This is a genomic window from Desulfallas sp. Bu1-1, from assembly GCF_015594625.1.
Classification (GTDB): Bacteria; Bacillota; Desulfotomaculia; order Desulfotomaculales; family Desulfallaceae; genus JADNRQ01.
Genome location: NZ_JADNRQ010000027.1, coordinates 19258 through 36201 on the forward strand (window position 1 = coordinate 19258; position 16944 = coordinate 36201).

The window sequence follows — 16944 nt, forward strand, 5'->3', positions numbered from 1 at the left end:
AACGATTGTGATGCACAGGCTGATTTTATTCATGATGGAGAGGTCAGTAACGCCTTTCCATGGAAATGATCCGCCCGGTAAAATTACTAGTCGACCAAAAACGTGCTTTATTGTAAAAATTTTTTATAAGATTAAAGTCAGCATATTGAAAAATTTTAATAAGTAATATATCATATACTTAATATCATAAGAAAGCTGATTTTTATTCATGATGGAGGGGCGCTCCCCCCTTCATGCAAATGATTAAAAAACTCAGCAAAGTTATCCATCTTTTTAAATGGGTAATTTTTGCTGGGTTTTTTGTTAAGAGGGGGTATAAAGTAGATGAATTGCGAAAAATACTATCTTCCCGCAACGGTAGAAGAAGCAATAAATATATTGCGGGAAAACCAGGGAAATGCGCGCTTGATTGCAGGTGGTACAGACCTGGTGTTACAGCTAAGAGAGCGCAAAATAAACACCAAGGCTCTGGTTGACTTAAGTGCATTAAAGGAACTTAACGGTATAACCGAAAATAATGGCTGGATAACCATAGGCTCCATGACCACCCACCAACAAATCGCCGCATCCGGGATTATCCGGGAAAAAGCCCGTGTCCTGGCCGAGGCAGCCCAAAGCATCGGTTCTCCTCAAATCCGCAATGTCGGCACTATCGGCGGCAACGTAGTTAACGCTCAGCCCGCTGCGGACACCACCATTGCCCTCATGGCCCTGGATGCCAGGGCACGCATATTAACTAACCAGGGTGAAATAACTAAACCCGTTGGAGAACTATTCCTGGGTGCAGGTCAATCAGCTATTGACCCTACTTCCGAAATCCTACTGGCCTTTGACATTAAAACCCCGGGTGCGCGTGAAGCCACTGCCTTCATGCGCCTGGCCAAACGCAAAGCCCTGGCCTTACCCATAGTAAATGTCGGAGTATGGCTTAAACTGGACCAAACTCTCAGCAAATTTGAAGACATCAGAATCGCCCTAGGGCCCATGGCTCCCGTGCCGGTGCGGGCCACCAATACCGAAGCGGTTCTTAAAGGCGCGCCTTTGCAGCAAACAGTTCTGTTACAAGCCATGGCCGTCCTGGAAAAGGAAATAAGCCCCAGGGACAGCCTCCGGGGCAGCGCGTTTTATAAAAAAGAAATGGCCAAAGTCCTGCTTAAAAGAGCCATTCTTGTTGCTGTAAAAGACCTGGGAGGTGAGTTAGGTGAATAAAACCTTGCTGCAGATCAACGTAAACGGTCAACAACACCAAATTGAAATTGAGCCCGACATGACCCTGGTTGACGTTCTAAGGGAAAAACTTGGCCTTACCGGTACCAAAAAAGGCTGCAACAGCGGTGAATGCGGGGCCTGTACTGTTCTTTTGGATGGCCAGCCCGTAGCCTCTTGCGTTTTACCGGCCTTAAAAGCCCAGGGGAAGCAAATCATCACCGTGGAAGGGCTGGGCACCGCCAAAGAGCTTCATCCCTTACAAAAAGCCTTCCTGGTCCATGGAGCGGTGCAATGTGGTTTTTGCACGCCCGGCATGCTTATGAGTGCCAAGGCCTTGCTGGATAAAAACCCAAGCCCCACCCCCGAAGAAATAAAAATGGCCATTTCCGGAAACCTCTGCCGCTGCACTGGCTATAAAAAAATCATCGATGCCGTCATGGCCGCCGCAGCTGAATTAAGAGGAGAAAAAACAATCACCATGCCCACCGTGGGCGAACAAGTGGTTGGCTCCTCGGTGCCCCGGGTGGACGGGATCCCCAAGGTAACCGGCCAGGCCAAATTCGCCGATGATCTATCATTCCCCAATATGCTCTATGCCAAAGTACTGCGCAGCGCCCATGCTCACGCCCTGATTAAAAACATTAATACCAAGCGGGCCAAAGCATTGCCAGGCGTAATTGCCGTGCTCACCGCGGACGACGTACCCGGCCGCAATGGCTATGGCATCCATATTAAAGACCAGCCGGTGCTTGCTAAAGACAAAGTTCGCCACTATGGTGACGCGGTAGCGGTAGTTGCGGCTGAAACCTTAAAAATTGCTGAACAAGCCCTGGAACTGATCGAAGTAGATTACGAGCCGCTGCCCGGTGTGTTCACAGTGGAAGACGCCCTCAAACCCGGTGCGCCCAAAATACACCCCAATGGCAATCTCGTCCTGCACCGTAAAGTATATAAGGGTGACATAGAAAAAGGATTTCAAGAAGCGGATGTCATTATCGAGGACACATTCAAAACCCCCATGGTCGAACATGCCTACATAGAACCGGAAGCCGGCATAGGCGTATATGACGGGGGGAAAATTATAGTTTATGCAGTCAGCCAGGGTGTGCACTACCACCGTTCCGAAATTGCTGCCAATTTAAATTACCCGGTCAGTAAGATAAGAGTCGTTCAAACCACCACTGGCGGGGGCTTCGGGGGTAAAATTGACAACTCCGTGCACATATTAGTCGCCCTTTTAGCCCTCAAGACAGGTAGACCGGTAAAACTGACCTACACCAGGGCCGAGTCCATAATCGCCTCCACCAAACGCCATCCCTTTACCATGCGTTACAAGCTTGGCGCCCGGAAAGACGGTAAGCTTGTAGCGGCGGAAGTTGAAATCTACGGCGACACCGGCGCTTATAACTCATACGGGACAGCGGTGCTCACCAGGGTAGCCACCTGTGCGCTGGGCCCCTATGAAGTACCCAATGTAAAAATCGACACCTATACTGTTTACACCAACAATCCGGTCAGCGGGGCCATGCGTGCCTTTGGCGCCCCCCAGGCGGCCATTGCCCATGAAGCTATCATGGATGAACTGGCTAAGAAAATAGGCATCTCCCCGGTAGAGATCAGGCGCATTAACGCCTTTCGAAAAGGCTCTGCCACCCCCACCGGGCAAATCCTCAATGACGGCGTGGGTATCCTGGAAACCATCGAGCGCGCGGTTGAAAAAAGCGGTATGCATTGAAAGGAGAGTAATACATGAAGGTACGGGGTAAAGGAATAGCCTGCATGTACTTTGGAATGGGCAATACCGGCAAACCAAACCCTTCCAGCGCCTTTGTTGAATTACTGGAAGACGGCACCGCCAACGTACTATGCGGCGCCGCTGATATCGGCCAGGGATCCAATACCACCCTAAGCCAAATAGCCGCCCAGGAGCTGGGTATTCCCCTGGAGGGTATCTCCATCATATCTGCCGACTCCGCTGTGACCCCCGAATCAGGCGTAAGCTCGGCCAGCCGGCAAACCTATATCTCCGGCAACGCGGTCCGCCTGGCGGCTCAGGATGCCCGTGAACAGCTCTTTGTCGCAGCGGCCGAAATGTTAAACGTCAGTCCCAAAAGACTGTCGGCCAAAGACGGATATATATTCCTTTTGGACCGCCCGGATTACCGCATATCCATCGGTGAAGTGGTAACGCACTGCTGGCGTAAAGGGAAAGTAATCATGGGCACAGGTAACTTCAATCCCGGCATCCTGCCGCTGGATGAAGAAACGGGCCAGGGGGTGCCCTATGCTACATATTCATACGGCACCCAGGTGGCGGAGGTCGAGCTGGATACGGAAACCGGGGAAATTAATATTATCAAAATCACCGCCGCCCATGACGTTGGCAAAGCCATTAACCCCATGAGTGTGGAAGGCCAGCTGGAAGGAGGCGCCTCCATGGGTGTAGGCTTCAGCCTGGCGGAGGAAATAGTCCTGGAAAACGGGCGTATCAAAAACCCGAATTTTCATGAGTACTTGATCCCCACGGCTCTGGATATGCCTGACTTTGACCCAATAATCGTGGAAGCTGCGGAACCCACCGGTCCTTTCGGGGCCAAGGGCATCGGGGAACCCGCCACTGTACCGGTGGCCGCCGCTATATTGAATGCCATAGCCGATGCGGTGGGAGCCCGGGTTAAGGAACTGCCCAATACAGCTGAAAGAGTGTTTATGGCTCTGCGGGAAAAAGTCGATAAATAAATAAAGTTAACGATAAAATTTTATATATCCTTATAATTCTCATGAATATCATGTTAATTATCGCCGGTATGTTTATGGACGTTGCCTGATTAACGTGTGTAAACGGTTATATAGAGCAATTATGAAGCCCTCTCTCCTTGTTAACTAACAAGGGAGGGGGTAATTATTTTAATAAAAAAGCGAACTCAAAACGATGCTTTTTTCTGTAAAGTGCTGCTTAAGCAAATGATAAAAATTTTTCGTTTTAGTTAGAAGGAATAATTAAATGAATCATATAATATATAATATATAATATCTAGCGGGAGGGAAGGACCCAAGCTGGTATTCCTTGGTGACTCCAGTTAAGGAATTTTCTTTATAATTACTGGAGCCCTCTTCCCTTGTTGTAACAGAGGAAGGGGGTATGTCCTTATAAACCATTTATCAAATTTATGGAGGAGCTTCATTATCCGGTCAAAAAACATTCACCGCCACCAGTGGACCGGGATTTTCTCTAATGCAGGAGAACCTCGGGGTTGGTATATACCAGGAAGTGCCCTGCGTAATCGTAGACGTGCAGCGAGTAGGCCCGTCCACCGGCTTGTGAACAAGTGGACGAAAATTGCTTGATTATATACGAAGAAGATGCGGTAACACCCAGGCGCGGTAAAAATGAAGTGGGTAACTTAAAAGCATTCAATGTGGGGGTGGGGAGTGAATAACGATAATCTATTATAAGTTTAAAAAATAGAGGTGTTTGGATTGTGTTGACTTTTGCTTATGAAAAACCGGAAAGTTTGGAACAAGCCTTAAAATTGCTTGAGGGCGGGAATAACGCCCGTGTTATGGCAGGGGGTACCGACTTAGTATTAAAGCTAAAACACCGCCAGTTAAAGCCCGGCCTGGTGGTAGGAATTGGCCGGATTAAAGAATTGCAATATTTAACCGAAAAAGAAGGAAGCATATACATTGGCGCCGGCGTGAAAATAAATGAACTGTTAAATAGCAGCCTTCTAAAAGACCGTGCGCCTTTGTTGCTCCGGGCAGCCAAGGAAATAGGATCCCCTGAAATAAGAAACATGGCCACTATAGGTGGAAATATTTGCAGTGTTAAGGCAAACTGCGGGGCCTGTGGGTTGCCGGGTTGTAGAAGTATGTCCGGAGGTGGTGTTGGACCTTGCAAATACGCTTCACACGCGGATTTAATCCCGCCGCTGATGGCTTTAGACGCCGGGTTGGTACTGGTTGGCAGCCAGGGGGAACGAAATATCCCACTGCAAGAATTCGCCCTGGGCGATAAGAAAATAAATCTTAAAGCAGGTGAAATCCTAAAGGAAATATATTTTAAAGCGCAAGATAATTCGGGCTGGGGTTACTCTCGACTTAGTACCGCTAAGGCTATGGGCATTGCGGCTATTTCCGTAGCTGTAACATTGCAAAAAAATGAAGATAACACTTGTTCCGCCATATCGCTGGCCATCGGTGGTTCATTTCGTAAACCGGTTAAGGTGGACCGCATTCAACAATTAATTGAAAACAAATATATTAATGAGGATATCATTGAAAAAATAATCCATACGTGTATTGAACAGCTGGAATATACGGAGAACTTATATATGTCGGTAGATTACAGACGGGCAATGACCGGTGTTTTAATCAAGGAGGCAATTCAACAGGCACTGGGGGCTCAAACATGAAACAGGTGATTAAAGTTACCGTGAACGGCGAGTATTACGAAAAAGAGGTTGTTGTCCATAAAAGCCTATTGGATTTTCTAAGAGACGATTTAAACCTTACAGGTACCAAAAAAGGCTGCGATAATGGCGATTGTGGTTCCTGTACGGTGTTGCTGAACGGAAAGCCGATTAATTCCTGCATGATGCTGGCTGTAGAAGCTGATGGGTGCGAGATCTTAACGATTGAAGGAATCGCCGGGGGGAAGGAACTTCATCCAATTCAAAAAGCTTTTGTGGAGAGCGGGGCTATTCAGTGCGGGTATTGTACTCCCGGTATGGTCATGGCGGCCAAGGCACTTTTAGATGAAAACCCCGACCCTTCGGAAACGGAAATTCGGGAAGCTATTGTGGGTCACCTGTGTAGGTGCACCGGCTATGATCAGATAGTCAGGGCCATAAAAAAGGCGGCAAGTTATTTAAATAAAAAATAGCTTCCGGGAAAGGAAATGGTAAAATGGGTGAACTGATTGGAAAACCAGTACCATTAATTGATTCCGTCGACAAAGTTACGGGCAAACAGATATATGGCAGTGACTTTAAGCTCCCGGGTATGCTGTATGGAAAGGTATTGCGCAGCCCTATAGCCCATGGCCGGATTCTGCACATTGATGCCGGCAGGGCCAGATCGTTGCCCGGGGTGAAGGCCGTAATTGTTGGAACTGAAATTGAATTGCCCAATTATTCTGTGGCTGGAGAAAAAATGCTTGATGAGCGCCTTTTGGCTAAAGATAAGGTGCGTTATCGCGGTGATGAGGTGGCGCTGATTGCCGCGGTGGATGAAGATACCGCTGAAGAGGCACTTAGCCTGATTAAAGTTGAATACGAGGAATTACCGGGGGTTTTCGATTTGGAACAGGCTATGCAGCCGGACGCGCCCCTGGTGCATGACGAGTTTGGTTCTAACATAGCCCGGGAAATGACTATCAACCATGGGGATATCGAAAAAGCATTTGCGGAAGCGGATGTAATTGTTGAAGGCAGGTATGAAACACCCCGCGTGCACCACGGATATCTGGAGCCTCATGCGGTGGTGGCGCAGTGGGATGCCAGGGGCAAAGTAACCTTTTGGATCCCCACCCAATCACATATGCTAGCCAGGATGACCTATGCCAATGCCCTTGGGGTAGGACAGGAGCAAGTCCGAGTGATTCAACTTCCCCTGGGGGGAGGTTTTGGGGGCAAATTAGAATATAAGCTGCACCCGCTGTGCGCTCTGCTGGCCAGGGAAACGGGACGGCCGGTAAAAATGGTCAATACCAGAACGGAAGAACTGATGGCTTCTTTACCCAGGGTTCCCATGATCATCGAAATGCAGTTGGCCGCGCGCAAAGACGGAACGCTGCTTGGGAAAAAAGCCAGAGTGCTTGCCGATAACGGGGCTTACATGAATTACGGGCCGGGTATACTTTTAAGTGCCACAACCCGGTCTGATAACCTGTATAGAATAAAAAACATTTTTACCAAGGGTTACCTGATCTATACCAATAAGGTGCCTACCGGAGCTTTCCGTGGTTTTGGATGCCCCCAAAGTCACTTTGCCCTGGAAACCATGTTGGATAAGTTAGCCGTGGAGTTAAACATGGACCCTGCGGAACTGCGGCTTAAAAATGCCAGCCAGAAAGGTGACATTACTCCCCATAACTGGTACCTGGGAAGCTGCGGGCTGTCCGATTGCATTAAAAAGAGTGTTGAAGTTGCCGGTTGGTCCTCCAAAAGGAAAAAATATGCCGAAAATAAAGAATCCAAGCTGGCCCGGGGAATTGGTATTGCCTGCTGCCTGCATGTTTCGGGTAACCGTACTTTTCTGCCGTTTTTTGATGGATCATCGGCCTATGTACGGATTAACGAAGAGGGTAGGGTAACTGTTTTCCCGGGCGAAGTGGATATCGGCCAAGGTTCCAAAACTGTTTTTGCCATTATAGCCGCCAGTGAGCTCGGCATTCCCCTGGAATGGGTGGATGTTCCGAATTTGGACACCGATATCAACCCGCATGGCTTGGGAACGTTTGGCGACCGGGTTACCACCCTGGGCGGTAACGCTGTCAAAGCCGCCGCAATAAACGCCCGGGAACAGCTATTGGCAGTGGCGGCCGAAGAATTACAAACTCCCGTGGAAAATTTAAAAATTGAAAACGGTGTAATCTATGATTGCAATTCGGATAAGCGCATCAGCTTCCCCGAAGCTGCCCAAATAGCCTCATACAAACAAGCGGGGGCAACCATTATCGGCAAGGGCAGTTTTGTGCCGCCGGGAGTAACCATGGTTCACCCTGAAACCAAAGTAGGCAATGTTTCCTGTGCTTATCCATTTGTTACTCAAATTGCAGAAGTGGAAGTAAATCGCGAAACAGGCCAGGTTAAACTATTGAATATAGTTTCGGCGCACGATTTGGGCAAGGCGATCAACCCCTTGATGGCCGAAGGGCAGGTCTTGGGGGCGGTGGCCCAGGGAATCGGTTTTGCTTTAACTGAAGAGATGATTGAAGAAAAAGGTATTATTAAAAACCAAAGTTTTAAACACTACAATATGCCAAGGTCTGTGGATATGCCTTCGATAACTTCAATTTTGGTGGAATCAAATGATCCCAATGGCCCATATGGCGCCAAAGGCCTGGGGGAACCTGCGCTGACAGCCATTGCCCCGGCAATTGCCAACGCTATTTATCATGCCGTAGGGGTGCGAATTGATACTTTGCCCATAACTCCGGAAAAAATCTTAAAAGCTTTGCATGAGAAAGAGAATTAGACAATACTACCCGGAAAAATATTACCGGTACTTGTATCAAGCGCTCCGGTGGTTTCCTCCGCTCTCTTCGCTATTATTCTCGTAGCGGATAAAATTACTGCCTGTTAACGTTTTTTCGGGGTCATTTACCGCTTATTTACACGGTTATGCAACGGCTATTTAGATAGGAGAGCCCTTTATGAAAAATTACCGGGAAAAAGCGCGGGAATTAATAAAAGGGGCAGTTGATATCCATATTCATACTGCCCCTGATATATTCCCGCGGAAGATTAACGACATTGAAGCGGCGGAGCAGGCCAAAAAAGCAGGGATGAAAGCTATAGTAATTAAAAGCCATGTAACGGAAACGGCTTCGCGTGCTTCTATTGCATCAGAAATTACCGGTTTCCCCGTTTACGGGGGCGTATCTTTAAATTATGCTTTAGGCGGTTTAAATGATCATGCCGTCGAGGTGGCGGCAAAGCTGGGAGCTAAGTTTGTGTGGATGCCTACTCTTGATGCTGCTTGGTATCTTCAACATTCGGAGCATGTATCGGCGCTTGCCGGATCTTTATCTCGCGAAGTGGAGGAGCTTTCTCTGCTTGACCCAAACAATGATTTGAACCCTGCAATTTTTCCGATCCTGGAAGCAATAGCCAGGTGGAATTTGATTCTCTCCACGGGCCATATTTCCAAAACGGAAGCGGAATTACTTGTGGGACGGGCGAAGGATGCAGGAGTGGAACGCATTGTATTAACACATGCCACCGCCGATTTCCTTGACTATAGGGTTGAAGACTTACAGCGCTTATCTACTCTAGGTGTTTGGGTTGAACTGGATTGGTTTTTTGCCACCAGGCTGGCCAAAAACCCCTGTTCCCCGGGTGCCTTTGCCGGTGTTATCAGGGCTGTTGGAGCAGATAAGGTTATTTTGGGCACGGACGGTGGGCAATTCGGTAATCCACCGCCGGTGGAGATGCTGGTGGAATTTATTACCAACCTGCTGGGGCTTGGAATAACTGAAGAAGAAATTAGGATGATGACTTCGGTAAATCCTTCAAAGTTAATGAAAATTTAGAAATAATTCATTCTAGTTTTTAGATATTGATTTTCCTTTCCGGGTTGATTATAATACAGTTAGCAAATAAATATTTAATACAACGATGTATTAAGGCAAAGATGCCCGCGAACAAATTTGTTTTTACTTGTTCGCGGGTTTTTAATTTATTACCGTCAATTATGCCTGGTAATTACGGCGATGAAGCCGGGCAAAAGGTTTGACTAATAAACCTTTTGCCTGGCTTTTTGTATTATAAACAATTATTCAATTAAGCGTATATTGGCCAAAGCGGCGGGAAAAACCATGATCAGGCTTCTCATGGCAAAGTTGGCACCCTTCTAGCATTAAATAAATATAAGTTCTTGCAATTAGAAGAAGGGTAAATAATCTATATTTCAGCGCAATAGAAAAAATAAAAAAAATAAACATTTTTTAAGCAGGATTTTGTCTTATAATATGTCAAATATTATATATAATATCTCAAAAATTAAATGACGGAAGGGGGTGTTAAAATGGCGGATTTAAAAACAAAAATAGCTTATGCCATAATGATAGTCAGTTATTTTTGTTTAATAGGCCCGGGGCTATTGTTGGGAAATAACATCTATCCTCTGGTGTTCGGGTGGCCATTCTTTTATTTCTGGACGGTTATCTGGACGGTAATTCCGGTTGTGACTGTACTTTACCTCAGCCAAAAAATTTGGAAAGAAGACTAACCTGGAGGTTGACAGCATGTCAGTTGAATTTGTTATTGTCACGCTTTACATGGTGGCATCTTTAGGCATCGGTTATTGGGTCATGAAATCCCAAAGCGGCGCAGAGGGAATGAGTCAAGATGATTTCTTTCTGGCCGGACGCGGGTTAAGCTGGCTGCCGCTTACCTTTACTGTGGCCGGCACATATTTTAGTACATACGCCATGATGGGCGTTGCCGGCGCCTTATTTAAACAGGGTATTCCCTGGATAACGGTTTGTGTTTCCACTCCTATTGTAGTAAGCCTGGTTATGTGGCACATAGGGAGGCGGATTTGGTATGTTGGAAACAAAAATGGCTATATTACTCCGGCGGACTTATTAGATGATTATTTCAATTCCAAAACATTAAGGGTATTAACCGCTTTAACAAACATTGCTTATTGTATTCCTTATGTAACCATTCAAATTATTGGCGGGGCCAAAATACTTGAAATGGTAAGCGGCGGGGCTATTCCGTTCAGTATTGGGGCCTGGATTATTCTCTTTGTTATATTGGCTTATGTTATGATGGGCGGCATGGCAGCCGTGGCCTGGACAGACGTAATCCAAGGTATCCTTCTCCTGGGTGGCATGTATGTCGGTGGCCTTTATGCCGGGTATTATATGTTTAACCACCCGACTGATTTATGGGCCAGGGCTATTCAAGAAATTCCGCAGCATTTAACCATGCCGGGCGCGCTGGGTAACCTTACCTGGATCGGCATATTCTCCACCTCGCTGATGATCGCTTTGGGCCAGGTGCCCGGGGGAGCGCCCTTCTGGATGCGCTGTTATGCATCCGGTGGATTAAAATCTTTAAAAATTAGTGCGGGACTGCAGCCCGCCCTGTTGTCACTGGCTTATTTATTTGCTACGACCCTGGTGGGAATTGGCGGCAGGATAATCTGGCCGGATATTGCCAATCCCGATAACCTGTTCCTGCAGTTAATGTCTACGTATGCACCTCCGGTGATTATAGGCGGGGTTTTTGCCGCCATTATTGCCGCGGGTATGTCCACCGCCGATTCAAATTTGCATGCCATCAGTTCCGTTCTCAGTGTGGATATATACAAGAAATTTATTAATCCCAACGCCACGGAAAAGCAGGTGGTTTGGGTGGGGAGAATTATTATCCTGGTAATGGGCCTGGCTTCCCTCTGGGTAAGTATGAACTGGTCCGGCATGATCGTGCCCCTGGCATTCATTGCCATGTCCATGGGTATGCAGCTGGCTCCTCCGTTACTTGCGGCGTTGTTTTGGAAAAGGGCGAGCACCATGGGGGCAATTTGTGGTTTGGTTTCCGGTTTGGTAGTAACTTATTTAACTCTTTATGTTTGGCCCAACCCGCTTACCATCCACGGTGGTTTCTGGGGCTTCATGGTCAATGCTGCAGTTTTGGTGGTCGTAAGCTTATTTGACAAACCAAGGCCGCAAGAGGTAATCAATCGTTTTCAAATGAATGCCAGTGCATAAAGGTTCTAAATTTTATCTCAAACAAACCAAATCCCCGAGGTTTGGTTTGTTTGAATTTCTTTTTTTTTGACACACTTTGTGTTTTAGTAAACGTTACAAGTGCCATAGGAGAAAATGAACACGATGTATATGTATAAAGCTAAATCAATAACCCCGTACTTGTTATTAACTATTGTCCCTTTAATTTGGGGAGGTAACTTTATAGTCGGAAAAGCCTTAATCGATGCTTTGCCCCCCTTTAGCATAGCTGCGGGCCGGTTTTTGATCGCCGCCTTGATTTTATGTCCCTGGTTACTGATAAGAAAAGAGAAAAAAAAGATCACCGGCCCGCTCATGCTCAAGATATTCATTATGGGGATTACCGGGGTATTTGCTTTTAATAGCTTGTTATACATAGGATTAAAATATACCACGGCTATAAATGCAACTTTAATTAATTCTTTTAATCCAATAGTAACAATATATTTTTCCTGGTTATTATTAAAGGAAAATATTACATTAAAACAAGTATTGGGTTCAGTAATCTCGATAGTTGGCATTATTATTATAGAATCCCAAGGTTCATGGTCCGTTTTATATAATTTGGATTTTAATGCCGGAGACCTGATCATTTTTGCCGATACATTTATCTGGGCTATTTTTACTGTTCTGGGTAAAAACGTAATGAGTTATTTAAGCCCGCTGGAGACTACGTCCTTTTCCATTGTGGCGGGGTTGCCTTTCCTGGTTATAGTTTCGGGATGGGAACTTTATCATATAAATATAACCATATCATGGCCGGTGGCTTTGGGAATCTTATATTTGGGAATATTCGCTACAGTGCTGGCCTTTGTCTGGTATTATAAAGGAATTCAAGCTATTGGAGTGGCCAAAGCTGCAAATTTTTACAACCTTATTCCGGTTTATTCGATTTTTTTGGCGTCGTTCTTTCTCCAAGAAAAAGTGCTACCTTGGCACGTTATCGGTGGTTTTTGTGTTGTGCTGGGAATTTTTGTTTCTTCGGTCAAATTAAACGTAACCCGACAGGGCGAAAAGGCAAGGAACATCCTGGGAAGTCTCTAATTTGTGCCATTTTTGGTATAATTAAATATGCATAAGAATGGGCGAAATCTAATTTTTGTCATGTTTAATGTTGCTTCCCACATTGCGGTTTCGGAAAAAATTAATCCAAGAGATTGAGTGCTTATTGAAAAAAAATTTTATATGATATATGATATACTAAAAATGAACGATTGTGTACAAGTTGATTTTTTCATGATGGAGAGGTAAGTAACGCCTTTCCATGAAAATGATTAAAACTAGCTTCATTGTCCAGTAATGGATAATAAGTGCAGGCATGTTTTTTGTAAAAAGGAGGTATGAAACGACTACCTATGGACTTGATTGCTGGAACGGTCAAAGTAACGTCCACTTTTTGGATATCAATCATAAAAACTAACATCTAGGGAGGGGTATGTTTTGGGTTTTCGTGAAATCAAATTTACCGTCAACGGGCGCCCGGTAAAATTACTAGTCGATCCTAAACGTACTTTATTGAAGGTTATACGTGAGGATTTAAGGCTAACCGGTACCAAAGAAGGTTGCAGTGAAGGCGTATGCGGAAGTTGCACAGTTTTAATCGACGGCGTACCGACCAACTCATGTAAATTGCCGGTTGAGCGTGTTGAAGGGAAAAACATCATCACTATTGAAGGCGTTGGAACAAAGGATAATCCCGATGTAATCCAAAAGGCCTTTGTTGAAGTTGGCGCTGCCCAGTGTGGTTTTTGCACCCCCGGGATGATTCTTACCGCCAAAGCGATACTGGATAAAAACCCGAATCCCACACGTGAAGAAGTGAAGAAAGCAATTAGAAGGAACCTGTGCCGGTGTACTGGTTATAAGAAGATCATAGACGGAATCATGCTGGCGGCTGAAGCCAGGCGGAATCCCGACGTAATTAAAGAAAGAGATATTACCGAATATCGCTTGGGTGGAAGAATTCCGCAAATTAACTCGTGGGAAAAAGTAACGGGGACGTTACGTTTTGCGCAGGATATTTACTTGGAAGATATGTGCCATGCCAAAGTGCTCAGAAGCCCTTATTTTCACGCCAGGATTAAATCAATTGATACTTCGGAAGCCGAGGCCATGCATGGTGTGGTTGCGGTGGCCACGGCCCACGATCTCAAGGGACCAAACAGGGTTAAATACATCTTCCATGATTTCCGGGTAGTAGCTGATAATAAAGTAAGGTATTACGGTGAACCGGTAGCTATTGTTGTAGCCCGTACGGAAAAAGTGGCCGAGGAAGCCTTGAAAAAAATTAAAGTGGATTATGAAGAACTACCTGCAGTGACCAATGTTTTTGAGGCGCTAAAGGAAGGTGCTCCCGAGGTTCAAGAGGAAGATTATCCCGGCAACTTATTATTCTACCAAAACCTTGTACATGGTGATATTGAAGAAGGTTTTAAGCAAGCGGATATTATCGAAGAAAACATTTTCACCACCCCGGCCAATGCCCATGGTTACCTTGAACCTGACGCCGGAGTGGCATTTATAGATGAAGAAGGCCGGGTAGTTATTTACGCTTGTGGCCAGGCGCCCCACTACCACCGTGATGAGGTGGCCAGGGTACTGGGATTGGGGACGGATGAAGTACGGGTTGTTGAAGACGGCACCGGTGGTGGTTTCGGAGCCAGGATCGACCCGTTTATCCAGGTGCTTCTTGGACTCGCTGTTTACAAGGCACGCGTCCCGGTAAAATTACAGTTTACCACGGAAGAGAATTTTATTGGCAACTGTAAAAGACACCCGTTTTGGATTAAATTAAAAACTGGTGTCCGCAAGGATGGTAAAATAGTCGCCCATTACGGGGAAATTATTACAGATGCCGGTGCTTATGCATTGGCCAGCCCCGGCGTGCTGATGAGAGCCATAGTACATTCTTACGGGCCTTATGAAATACCCAATGTTAAAGTGTTGGGTAAAACTGTACTTACTAATAACACTCCTTCTTCAGCAATGCGTGGCTTTGGCGTTTCTCAAATGTGTTTCGCAGTGGAAACGCAAATGAATAAGATTTGCAAGCGATTGAATATGAATCTGCTTGATTTTGCGAAGTTGAACGGTTTTAAACAGGGAACAGTAACAGCTACAGGACAATTAATCAAAGACCCTCCGGGGTATCAAGAAGTCATTGAAGCAATAGAAAATCACTGGGCCAAATGCGACAAGGCCACGAGTCCGGAAGAAATTGCTAAATTACCCCCGCATATCAAACGCGGTAAAGGTTTTGCCACGACATGGTATGGAATCGGAAAAACCGGTCTTTTAAATTTGTCCCGGTGCAATGTGGAAATCACCGACCAGGGCACGTTGCTTGTAAAGGAAGGTGCTGCCGAGATCGGGCAAGGATCAAATACGGTAATGGCCTTAATTGCCGGAGAAGAACTGGGATTAACCCTTGATAAAATCAAGGTAATTGCCGCGGATTCGTTACTTACGCCTGATTCTGACTTAACATGTGCCAGTAAACATACCTTTTACACCGGTAATGCAACATTACTGGCCTGTAAGGATTTGAAGAAAAAATTATATGAAGCGGCAGCCAAAGAACTGGGTGTTGCAAATGATCAATTAGATACCAAAGATGGCTTTGTCTTTGTGATAAATGACCCGGAACGGAAAATATCGTTCAAGGAACTGCATCAGAAAGGTTACGATTTAACTGGTTTTGGTGAATTTGTTGTGCCCCTTGATCTCTTAGACCAGGACACCGGGCAGGGTACGCTGTATGTAGTGTTTACTTATGGAGCTGCGGTTGTGGAAACGGAAGTTAATACGCTTACGGGTGAAGTCAAGGTCCTTAATGCTGCAGTGGCTTTCCAGTGTGGCAGGGCAATCAACCGCCTGGCCATGGAAGGGCAGATGGAAGGCGGCGTTGCCATGGGCGTAGCTTTTGCCCTGATGGAAGAGTATGTTCCCGGCGTAACCAAGAGTTTCAAGCAATACCATATGCCCAGATCCACTGACGTTCCGGAGATCAGCACTTACGTGGTGGAAATACCGCAAGGCCCCGGACCTTTCGGAGCAATTGGAATGGGAGAGGCAGCTCACTTCCCGATGGCGCCGGCAATTATTGCCTCATTAAATGATGCCTGCGGCATTTGGATTCATGATTTGCCGGCTACCCCGGAAAAAGTACTGGAAGCAATTAAGAATAAAACAAACTAAACTAATGATTTTATGTGTACGACTAAAAGGCATGATACTCTAGTCATCGGTTAACCTAATATTGGCTCTTGCCCGCCAGGAGGATTGGGCAATGCTGGAGAACAACACGGGCCTGGCGGGCTTCTGTTAGGAATAGAAGGGTGGCATTAGCCACCCTCTTTCATTTGTTGCTATCTTTGAGCAACACCAAAGTGGTAAACTTAATTACCCGATCATCTTTTAAGATTCAAACCGATCGCTGAAATGTATAGCCTAGTCCGTCTAATAAGGCAGTTTTGATCTTGGTACCTTACGTAGTTGCCGGATGTGACCAACAACGGTAATTGCAGCTTTTACTAATTATTTGGAAAAAGAGGTCGGAACTCTTGTGATAATGAATCTAAATTATCACGTGAACTTATGCTTATTATTAGTATATATAAAATATAAAATATATAAAAACATAATAATATTTTGTCAAAATTTCTTACAAGAATAAAACCGCATATTGAAAAATTTAATTAGATAATATATCATATACTTAATATTATATACAATTTTCAGAATATCATAAGCAAGCATTTTGTTCATGGTGGCGGGGCGCCCCACCATGCAAATGATAAAAAGCACAAGCCATCTTGGCGGGCATGCCCAATTACCAATAAAATGAGGGGGGTGAATATCTGCTAGGTAACAAGTAGGTAATTTATATTTATTTGGACAACCAACAAATAACATTTAGCAGGGAGGGCTTACATTGAAGAAAAAGGGTATTTTGTTACTATCTATGTTACTTATTGCTCTGTTAGTACTTGCCGGGTGTGGCGGAAACCAGGGATCTACGGAAAACGCCAATAAATCTGAAGATCAAGGGAAAACATACACCGCTAAATTGGGCACAGTGGAACCTGTGGATTCCCCCAAAATGAAAGCCATGGAAATGTTTAGAGACAAGGTGGCGGAAGCAACAGACAACAAGGTGCAAATTACTATTTACCCGGCGGAGCAACTGGGTTCGGCCCGCGAAATGATTGAAGCCACCCAAATGGGTGCGGAAGAAGCGGTTATATTGCCCAGTTCCAACTTTACCGGCT

At 45.7% G+C, this 16944-nt stretch carries 11 protein-coding genes and 2 pseudogenes; all 13 read left to right on the plus strand.

Going from position 1 to position 16944, the window contains the following annotated elements; translation table 11 throughout:
• Positions 1-324: 324 nt before the first annotated feature.
• Complete coding sequence (locus IT084_RS16030; protein WP_195713896.1) at positions 325-1209, plus strand: xanthine dehydrogenase family protein subunit M; 885 nt, start codon at positions 325-327, stop codon at positions 1207-1209.
• Complete coding sequence (locus IT084_RS18695) at positions 1202-2944, plus strand: molybdopterin cofactor-binding domain-containing protein (protein WP_207744645.1); 1743 nt, start codon at positions 1202-1204, stop codon at positions 2942-2944. Before IT084_RS16030 ends, IT084_RS18695 begins: the two co-directional genes overlap by 8 nt.
• A 14-nt stretch (positions 2945-2958) precedes the next feature.
• Positions 2959-3948, plus strand: a complete 990-nt coding sequence (locus IT084_RS18700; protein ID WP_195713897.1) for a xanthine dehydrogenase family protein molybdopterin-binding subunit — start codon at positions 2959-2961, stop codon at positions 3946-3948.
• 436 nt (positions 3949-4384) lie between these two features.
• Positions 4385-4531 (plus strand): annotated as a pseudogene (locus IT084_RS16045) (2-oxoacid:acceptor oxidoreductase subunit alpha); the annotation flags it as partial.
• Positions 4532-4691: 160 nt separating this feature from the next.
• Positions 4692-5624 carry a xanthine dehydrogenase family protein subunit M gene (locus IT084_RS16050; RefSeq protein ID WP_195713898.1) on the plus strand — a complete coding sequence of 311 codons (933 nt, stop codon included), beginning with the start codon at positions 4692-4694 and terminating at the stop codon, positions 5622-5624.
• Positions 5621-6094, plus strand: coding sequence for a (2Fe-2S)-binding protein (locus IT084_RS16055; RefSeq protein ID WP_195713899.1), 474 nt, complete (start codon positions 5621-5623; stop codon positions 6092-6094). Before IT084_RS16050 ends, IT084_RS16055 begins: the two co-directional genes overlap by 4 nt.
• A gap of 23 nt (positions 6095-6117) precedes the next feature.
• Positions 6118-8409, plus strand: a complete 2292-nt coding sequence (locus tag IT084_RS16060) for a xanthine dehydrogenase family protein molybdopterin-binding subunit (RefSeq protein WP_195713900.1) — start codon at positions 6118-6120, stop codon at positions 8407-8409.
• 178 nt (positions 8410-8587) lie between these two features.
• Positions 8588-9466 (plus strand): DUF6282 family protein, encoded by an 879-nt coding sequence (locus tag IT084_RS16065; protein ID WP_195713901.1) that lies wholly within the window; start codon positions 8588-8590, stop codon positions 9464-9466.
• Between the two features lie 494 nt (positions 9467-9960).
• Positions 9961-10164, plus strand: a complete 204-nt coding sequence (locus IT084_RS16070; RefSeq protein ID WP_195713902.1) for a hypothetical protein — start codon at positions 9961-9963, stop codon at positions 10162-10164.
• 16 nt (positions 10165-10180) lie between these two features.
• The gene (locus tag IT084_RS16075; RefSeq protein WP_195713903.1) at positions 10181-11656 is read left to right on the plus strand and encodes a sodium:solute symporter; all 1476 of its coding nucleotides are present in this window, start codon (positions 10181-10183) and stop codon (positions 11654-11656) included.
• A gap of 123 nt (positions 11657-11779) precedes the next feature.
• The gene (locus IT084_RS16080; protein WP_195713904.1) at positions 11780-12718 is read left to right on the plus strand and encodes a DMT family transporter; all 939 of its coding nucleotides are present in this window, start codon (positions 11780-11782) and stop codon (positions 12716-12718) included.
• 396 nt (positions 12719-13114) lie between these two features.
• Positions 13115-15871: a molybdopterin cofactor-binding domain-containing protein gene (locus tag IT084_RS16085; RefSeq protein WP_195713905.1), complete on the plus strand. Its 2757-nt coding sequence runs from the start codon at positions 13115-13117 to the stop codon at positions 15869-15871.
• A gap of 736 nt (positions 15872-16607) precedes the next feature.
• Positions 16608-16944, plus strand: a pseudogene (locus IT084_RS16090) (hypothetical protein); the annotation flags it as partial.